This window comes from Streptomyces sp. OfavH-34-F (assembly GCF_022347745.1).
In the GTDB taxonomy this organism is placed as follows: domain Bacteria; phylum Actinomycetota; class Actinomycetes; order Streptomycetales; family Streptomycetaceae; genus Streptomyces.
In genome coordinates this window covers 1-7,323 of sequence record NZ_JAKRGC010000322.1, presented here as the reverse complement: position 1 = coordinate 7,323, position 7,323 = coordinate 1, and the positions used below count along the sequence as shown (strand labels likewise).

General features: G+C 70.1%; 6 protein-coding genes, 3 tRNA genes and 1 pseudogene. 3 read left to right on the top strand and 7 right to left on the bottom strand.

The genetic code is table 11. From position 1 onward, the window contains the following. A pseudogene (locus MHW47_RS29710) lies at positions 1–429 on the bottom strand (ADP-ribosylglycohydrolase family protein); the annotation flags it as partial. Between the two features lie 59 nt (positions 430–488). On the opposite strand from MHW47_RS29710, the gene MHW47_RS29705 reads away from it, so the two are divergent. Beyond that, positions 489–1,286 carry a VOC family protein gene (locus tag MHW47_RS29705; protein WP_239226888.1) on the top strand — a complete coding sequence of 266 codons (798 nt, stop codon included), beginning with the start codon at positions 489–491 and terminating at the stop codon, positions 1,284–1,286. Positions 1,287–1,301: 15 nt separating this feature from the next. On the opposite strand, the gene MHW47_RS29700 is transcribed toward MHW47_RS29705, so the two are convergent. From MHW47_RS29700 to MHW47_RS29675, 6 genes are all read right to left on the bottom strand, one after another. Further along, on the bottom strand, positions 1,302–2,576 hold the full coding sequence (locus MHW47_RS29700; RefSeq protein WP_239226890.1) for an MFS transporter: 1,275 nt from the start codon (positions 2,574–2,576) through the stop codon (positions 1,302–1,304). Between the two features lie 196 nt (positions 2,577–2,772). Further along, entirely contained in the window at positions 2,773–3,210 is a 438-nt protein-coding gene (locus MHW47_RS29695) for a hypothetical protein (protein WP_239226886.1), read from the bottom strand. Positions 3,211–3,964: 754 nt separating this feature from the next. Further along, a complete protein-coding gene (locus MHW47_RS29690; protein WP_239226884.1) occupies positions 3,965–4,498 on the bottom strand; it encodes a hypothetical protein in 534 nt (177 codons plus the stop codon). Between the two features lie 590 nt (positions 4,499–5,088). Continuing rightward, positions 5,089–5,162 (bottom strand) — tRNA-Ile (locus tag MHW47_RS29685). Between the two features lie 164 nt (positions 5,163–5,326). After that, positions 5,327–5,402: transfer RNA gene (locus tag MHW47_RS29680), tRNA-Asn, on the bottom strand. Between the two features lie 5 nt (positions 5,403–5,407). Beyond that, positions 5,408–5,480, bottom strand: a tRNA-Asn gene (locus tag MHW47_RS29675). A gap of 180 nt (positions 5,481–5,660) precedes the next feature. Between MHW47_RS29675 and MHW47_RS29670 the strand changes: the two genes are divergently transcribed. Both MHW47_RS29670 and MHW47_RS29665 read left to right on the top strand, forming a co-directional pair. Next, positions 5,661–5,966 carry a YtxH domain-containing protein gene (locus MHW47_RS29670; RefSeq protein ID WP_239226882.1) on the top strand — a complete coding sequence of 102 codons (306 nt, stop codon included), beginning with the start codon at positions 5,661–5,663 and terminating at the stop codon, positions 5,964–5,966. Between the two features lie 77 nt (positions 5,967–6,043). Then, positions 6,044–7,323, top strand: a 1,280-nt coding sequence (locus MHW47_RS29665) for an FGGY family carbohydrate kinase (RefSeq protein ID WP_239226880.1), incomplete at its 3' end; no start/stop codon positions are given.

Sequence of the window (7,323 nt, the reverse complement as noted above, 5' to 3'; positions counted from 1 at the left end):
CGCCCGTACGCAGGCCGCGTCGTCGAAGTAGTGCGGGTTGTCGTGGCCGGTGGCGGGCGGCCGGAGCCCGGCGGCGAGGTTGCCGAGCCCGGCCCGCACCGAGATCCGGGCGCGCAGCGGCAGCACCGCGGACTCCACCTCCGGGGCGCGGGCCGCCGCCGCGGCGACCTCGGCGGCCAGCGCGTTCCAGGCCCCGGCCACGGCGGCCCGTACCCGTCCGGTGCGGGCCGCCGCCAGCACGGTCCAGGCGGTGAAGGCCGCCCATTCGGCGTCGTCGGAGGGGCCGAGCCGCAGCGGTTCCGGCGGCTGGTTGAGCGCGATGGGCACCGGGAGCGTGGTCGTCGCGTTCTGCTCGGCGAAGGTGTCCAGCTCGCGGGTGAGGCGGCGGGTCCACTCCGGCATCCGGGCCGCCCGCCGACGGGCAGCGGGCGTGAAGGGTGGCTAGCGTGAGGAGGGGGCAGCCCACTCACGCGAGGAGATGAGCGACCTTGCCCGCAGAAGCGACCAAGGGCACACCGTGCTGGGCCGACGCGACCTTTCCCGACCTGGAGGGCGCGAAACGCTTCTACGGTGAACTGCTGGGCTGGACCTTCGGCGAGACGCAGGCGGAGTACGGCGGCTACACCCAGGCGTACCTGGGCGGCAAGGCGGTCGCCGCGCTGATGCCGCCGGGGCCTGGCGGGATGCCGCCCGGCTGGTGCCTGTACCTCGCCTCGCCGGACGCGGCGGCCACCGCGTCGAAGATCCGCGAGAACGGCGGCACGGTGCTGGTGGAGCCCATGCGGGTCGGCGCGTTCGGCACGATGGTGCTGGCCCGCGACCCGGGCGGGGTGACCTTCGGCGTCTGGCAGCCCGGCGAGCACAAGGGCTTCGAGGCGCGGACCGTGCCCGGCTCCTACAACTGGGCCGAGATCTTCACCCGCGAACCGGGGAAGGCGGACGCCTTCTTCCCGGCGGTCTTCGGCTACGGCGTGAAGCGCATGGCGGACGACGCGGTCGACTTCACGCTCTACGACCTGGGCGCCGACCCGGTGCTGGGCAGGATGAAGATGACGGACGACTTCCCGCCCGAGATGCCCCCGTACGTGAACCTGTACTTCTCGGTGGCCGACTGCGACGCGGCGGTGGAGAAGGCGAAGGCGCTGGGCGCGACGCTGCGGTTCGGTCCGATGACGATCCCGTTCGGCAGGTTCGCCGCGCTCACGGACCCGCAGGGCGCGCCGTTCTCGCTGTTCGACAACACCACGACGGCAGGCGAACCGCCCCGGCTGGAGGACGTGTCGTAACGGCTGCCGGCCCGGCTACGGCTGGGGGTCGCGCGCGTCGTACCGGGTGAAGGCGGGCCACCGCAGCGCGAGGAACACCACCGCGACGACGCAGGCGATGCCGCCCCCGGTCACGGCGAGGCCCGGGGAGGTCAGGTCGGCGGCGGACCCGGCGATGAAGTCCCCCAGCCGGGGCCCTCCGGCGACGACCACGATGAAGATGCCCTGGAGCCGGCCCCGCAGCTCGTCCGGGACGGCCGCCTGGAGCATGGTGTTGCGGAAGACCATGGACGTGTTGTCGGCGGCCCCGGCGAGCGCCAGGAACAGGAGCCCGAGCCAGAGCTGCCGGGTGAGCCCGAAGACGGCGATCGCCGCGCCCCAGCACCCCACGGCGACGAGCACCGCCAGCCCGTGCCGCCGGACGGTCCCCAGCCATCCGGAGAACACTCCGCCGAGCAGCGCCCCGAGCCCCGGTGCGGCGACGAGCAGCCCGGTGGTCTTGGCGTCGCCCCCGTACCAGAGGGCGGCGACGACCGGGAAGAGGGCGCGTGGCTGGGCGAGCACCATGGCGCACAGGTCGCTGAGGAAGGTCATCCGCAGGTTGGGCCGCGTCCCGAGGAACCGCAGCCCGTCCAGCACGGACGCCCGCTTCCGGCCCGCCGCCGCGTCCCGCTCGGGCAGCATCGAGGGCAGCCGCCACATGGCGTACAGGGAGGCGGTGAAGGCGACGGCGTCGACCCCGTAGGCGGCGCGGTACCCCCACCACCCGACGATGAGTCCGCCGAGCATGGGCCCGACGAGGGCGCCGGTGGTGCTGGTCATCGAGTTCAGCGCGTTGGCGGCCGGAAGCTGCTCGGCCGGCAGCAGCCGGGCGATCATCGAGCTGCGCGCGGGTGAGTTGAGCGCGAAGCAGACGGCCTGGAGCGCGACGACCCCGTACAGCACCTCCACCCGCTCCACGCCGGCGACGGTGACCGCGACCAGCAGCACCGACAGCACGAACGAACCGAGCGCGCTGGCCAGCCCCAGCTTCCGGCGGTCCACGGTGTCCGCGACGGCCCCGCCGTACAGCCCGAACACGACGAGCGGCACCAGCGAGCAGGCGCCGATGAGCCCCACGGAGAACGCGGAGCCGGTCAGGTCGTACACCTGCAGCGAGACCGCGAGCGCGGTCATGCCCTGCCCCACCCAGGAGACGGTGTTCCCGAACCAGAGCCGCCGGTAGTCAGGCGAGGTCCGCAGCGGGGTCACATCGGCGAATATCCGCGCCCGCGGCGCCGGCTCGGAGCCACCCTCGGCGGACTCGGTCAGGGGTTCGGTCACGCGAAATGGTATCGACCAGCGCAACGGCCCCTCGACCCGCCGTCAGCCCCGGGGCCAGCACCGCAAGCTCGGCCAGCCGGTCGAAGGCCAGGCCGCATGAGTGGGGCCGCATTCCCACCCGGGAGCTCTTCCGCCGGCGCCCATGAGACGGCAGCCGGCGTGGTTCAGGCTGCCGTCAACTCCCTCATCTCCGCATGACGAACGGCTCGCCATCGCCCACCCAAGCCCAGATCACCTTCTCTCCGTCGTCCGACGCCACGTACAAGGTGGCGCTTCCACCCGGCTCGAACCAAAGGTCAACCATCCAGTCCTTGGAATAGTGTCCAAAGGCCCACTCGCCCGCCCCGCTGACAACTTCTTCGGACTCGACGTGCACACCCGCGCCGGCAGTGTATGAGGTTTTCAGTGAGTGCGCCTCAAATTTCTCACCACTCTTCAGGATGAGGACCGACCCACCTGCCCCTTTCCACGTGCCAAGGAGATCGGATTCTTTCACAGAATCCACATCATCCAGATGGGGCGAGGTGCTGCATGCGGAAGTTGCCCCGACAAGCAGGAGTGCGGGGATAACTAAGACCACTAGCCGCCGGAGACCGCGCGAGTTGAACATCGCTTCCTTCACTTAATTAGGGGCAGGGAAGATTCTCACGCCACCGCCTGCGCGATCACAGGCGCGCTCAGCGCAGACAGACCACCCGACGCCATTGACAACACAGCCAGAACACACACCCGGCGGCGCGCACGCCGCCACACCCCACTTTGGGCCGATCCCACAACATCCGACGGGCCATCAACGACTCGGAAGAGCGGTCGCCACGGAGGGGTTTTTGTTACTGGCGCGTAAAGGTGGTGACATCACATCCGTCGGGGTCGCCAACGAACGAGTAGAGGTGCGGATTCTTCCGGCTGCCACTGACCATAAGACCGTCACCGTAGTACCCGCTGTCGGCGCCACCGTCAAGGTATCCACTGATCTCGTGAAAGGACATCCTGACGACAAAAGAAGACTCATCGTCGACACCATTCAAGAACCAGGTTCCACTCCCCGTCCTGCTCTGCGGGTCACCGACGGCAGCCCCCCTCAGTTCAGTTGGCCAGCCAACTGTAGTAAACGAGCCGTCACTGTTGAGGGTTATGCGTCCGTCGGATCCCTTGTAGGCGCCTACCACATCCTCCCCACGGAGCCCTGCCGGACGTTCACCCGCCCCCGAACAAAGCTGCGGATTGCTGTAACAACCAGTTGCTACCGCCGACGTCACCCATGCAAGTGCGCCTGCCAGCCCTACCAGCCGCCGGTTCACATCACACCCCGATAAACTTCACTTGTTTCGTCCAACATATCCAACCATGTTGCCCGCCGAATAAATCCGAGATTCTTAACAATGATCTAGCGCCTGCCGAGGCTCATCCTTGAGACCAAGCCCGTCAGCCACCGAGACCGCGGTACCCAGGGAATTCGTCACTCGCGGTGCAGCCACGAGATCCGCGTCCGGGGTGACGGTCACCGAGCCGTCCTCGACCGCAAGGTCACGGACGGCCAACTCGTCGCCCACACCAGGACCGGCCAGCGGATCCCCCTCCTCGCGAGGACCGGCCGACACCCAGTTGGCTGCGGTCGTCACGCCTTCGCCCCCGGCTGTGGGGGCCATGAAGAGCGCCGCCCCGGCTCCGGCAGGGGCGGACGCGTCGCCGATGGAGTTCCACATCCGTGCCGCGGGGGAGCGAGAGAGCGTGTTGCCGTTTCCGTCAACAGCGTCCACTCCGCCGCCGGGCCCTGCTTTCAGGGTCACGTTCTCAGCGTTGAGATCGTCAGTAATGCTCTTCGGAGCCAGGTTCGCTGCCCCTTGGGGCGTCTCGACCTCCAGGACCTGGCGGAAGCCTTCGACCGTCGCGGTCATGATCAGGTTCACGTCGGGGAAGATCCAGCCCCGTCCGGCTTGGCCACCCGAACCGGGGCAATCGACTTCTCCAGCATCTGTGGTCGCCTGCGCGACCGCGGGCGCGCTCAGTGCATGCAGACCACCCAACGCCACCAGACGCACTCCCGGCGGCGTACACGCCGCCACACCCCACCACCCACGACCCCGCCCCCATGCTTCCCAGGCTGTACACAAGCCGCCCAAATATGAAGGGCCCGCCTCCCGGCGTCAAGAGTGATCAATCAACCACGGAGGGTTGGCTGCGTAAGCAGAGGAGAGCGACCATCCGGAACTGGTCATGACAGGTCGCGCATGGGCCACGAGCAGCTTGGGGTGGGTGACCAGGGCATCCGGCCAGCTAACCGGCGCTCCTGCGCAAAGCGCGGAGCCGGAGCTGAGCGTGACCCGGACCAGGGAAGAACCGCCGCAAGACCATGCGCTCCAGAGGCTCCGGACGCCTCTGCGTCTCCGGGTGGGCATCGGGCGAGCGGATGATCTTGCAGCCACGGAAAAGGCCCCCGCTGGAGCGGGGGCCGCGCCGTCTCCCCTGGTTGCGCAGGGGAACCGGTTCTTCACTCAGGTGGGGCGGGTGGGACTCGAACCCACGGCCGACGGATTATGAGTCCGCTGCTCTAACCGGCTGAGCTACCGCCCCGTCTCGGCGTGGCGCGTACATGTGTGCGCACCGTCTGCCGCAGCATAGCCGGTCATACGATCTCCCGCTGCGGTTGGCCTGCTGTTGATGACCATGAAGACGGCGGGGTCCGGCGGGCGGTTCCGGGGACACGAAAAAGGACCCCGTACGGGGTCCTCGTCCGTTGGCTCCCCCGACTGGACTCGAACCAGTAACCCTCCGGTTAACAGCCGAATGCTCTGCCAATTGAGCTACAGGGGATCGCGCTCCCCCGACTGGACTCGAACCAGTAACCTGCCGGTTAACAGCCGGCTGCTCTGCCAATTGAGCTACAGGGGATTGCTGCGGTGCCTCGAACGCACCTGCCTGGCGGATGCCGGGCGGCGCGCGCTCGCTGCGACACATACATTAGCGCAAGCAGGGGGGTGCTTTGCCAATCGGTATCGGCCGGGGTGATCTCGGGCGTCTGCGGGTAGGCGGGCAGCACACGTCGCACGGAGCGAAGGAAGGGTGGCACCCATGCGGTACCGGCTCACGTTCATCGCCGGAGTGGCCGTCGGTTACGTGCTCGGCACGCGGGCCGGGCGGGAACGCTACGAGCAGCTGAGGAAGGCCGCGCGCCAGTTCGCCCAGAACCCGGCCGTGCGCAACACCTGCGAGACCGCGGCCCAGAGCGGCCGGGAGTTCGCGGGCAAGGCGTACCACGCGGTGGGCGAGAAGGTCGGCGACAAGGTGCCGGCCTCCGTGTCCGACCGGGTGCGGTCGTTCCGCGGGCGCGCCGCCGGGAACGGCGTCGAGGACGACTGGGGGACGACGAACACGTAGCCCGGGCGGCGGGGCCCGCCGCGCTTCTGCCGCCTCTCCGGTACGGGAAACCGCCGGGGGTGCGGCAGAATCTGTGTATGGGCATAGTCGCCGGCTTGGACAGTTCTTCCGCGTTCACACACATCGTGGTCTGCGATACGGACACGGGCGCCGTACTGCGCGAGGGGTACGCCGCGCATCCCGTCGAGGCCAAGGCCACCGAGGTCGACCCGCAGGCGTGGCTGCTCTCCCTCGGTGAGGCCGCCACCGGCGGGCTGCTCGAAGGCGTGCAGGCCATCGGCGTCTCCGCGCAGCAGCACGGGCTCGTCCCGCTGGACCACCAGGGCAACCTCGTACGCCCCGCGCTGCTCGGCAACGACAAGCGGGCGCAGGCCGCCGCCGCCGATCTGATCGACGGGCTCGGCGGCCGGCAGGCCTGGGCCGAGGCGGTCGGCGCAGTGCCGCAGGCCGCGCAGGCGGTGGCGAAGCTGCGCTGGCTGGCGCGGACCGAGCCGGAGCAGGCGCAGCGGGTGGCCGCGGTCCTCCAGCCGCACGACTGGCTGGTGTGGCAGCTGCTGGGCCGCCCGGCCCGGCGGACCACCGACCGGGGCGCCGCGTCCGGGACGGGGTACTGGTCGGCGCGGACGGAGTCCTACCGGCCGGATCTGGTGGAGCTGGCGCTGGGGCACCAGGCGGCGCTCCCCGAGGTGCTGGGTCCGTCCGACGCGGCGGGGATGACGCCGGAGGGGCTGCTGATCTCCGCCGGTACCGGCGAGATCATGGCGGCGGCCTTCGGCCTGGGGGTCGGTGTCGGGGACGCGATCGTGTCGCTGGGGGCCTCGGGTTCCGTGATGGCGGTGCACCACGAGGCGCTGGCCGATCCGACCGGGATGATCACCTCGTTCGCCGACGCGACGGGCATGCATCTGCCGGTGGTACACACGTCGAACGCCGTACGCGCCCTGCGCGGCACCGCCGACATGCTGGACGTGGAAGGGCTGGACGCACTGTCCGCGCTGGCCCTGAAGTCGACGGCGGGCTCCTCGGGGCTCGTGCTCCTGCCGTACCTGGAGGGCGAGCGCACCCCGCGGCTGCCGCACACTGCGGGAACGCTGTGCGGGCTGCGGCGGGAGTCGATGAAGCCGGAGCACCTGGCGCGGGCCGCGTTCGAGGGGATGCTGTGCTCGCTGGCGGACGCCCTCGACGTGCTGCGCGGCCGGGGTGTGGAGGTGCGGCGGGTCTTCCTGCTGGGCGCGGCGGCCGAGCTGCCGGCCGTACAGCAGCTGGCCCCGGCGCTGCTGGGCACGCAGGTCGTCGTGCCGCAGCCGGCGCAGTACGCGGCGCTGGGCGCGGCCCGGCAGGCCGCCTGGGCGCTGGG

Coding starts and splice junctions, on each gene's coding strand:
- MHW47_RS29670 (WP_239226882.1), top strand. CDS start 5,661: ATGCGGTACCGGCTCACGTTCATCGCCGGAGTGGCCGTCGGTTACGTG.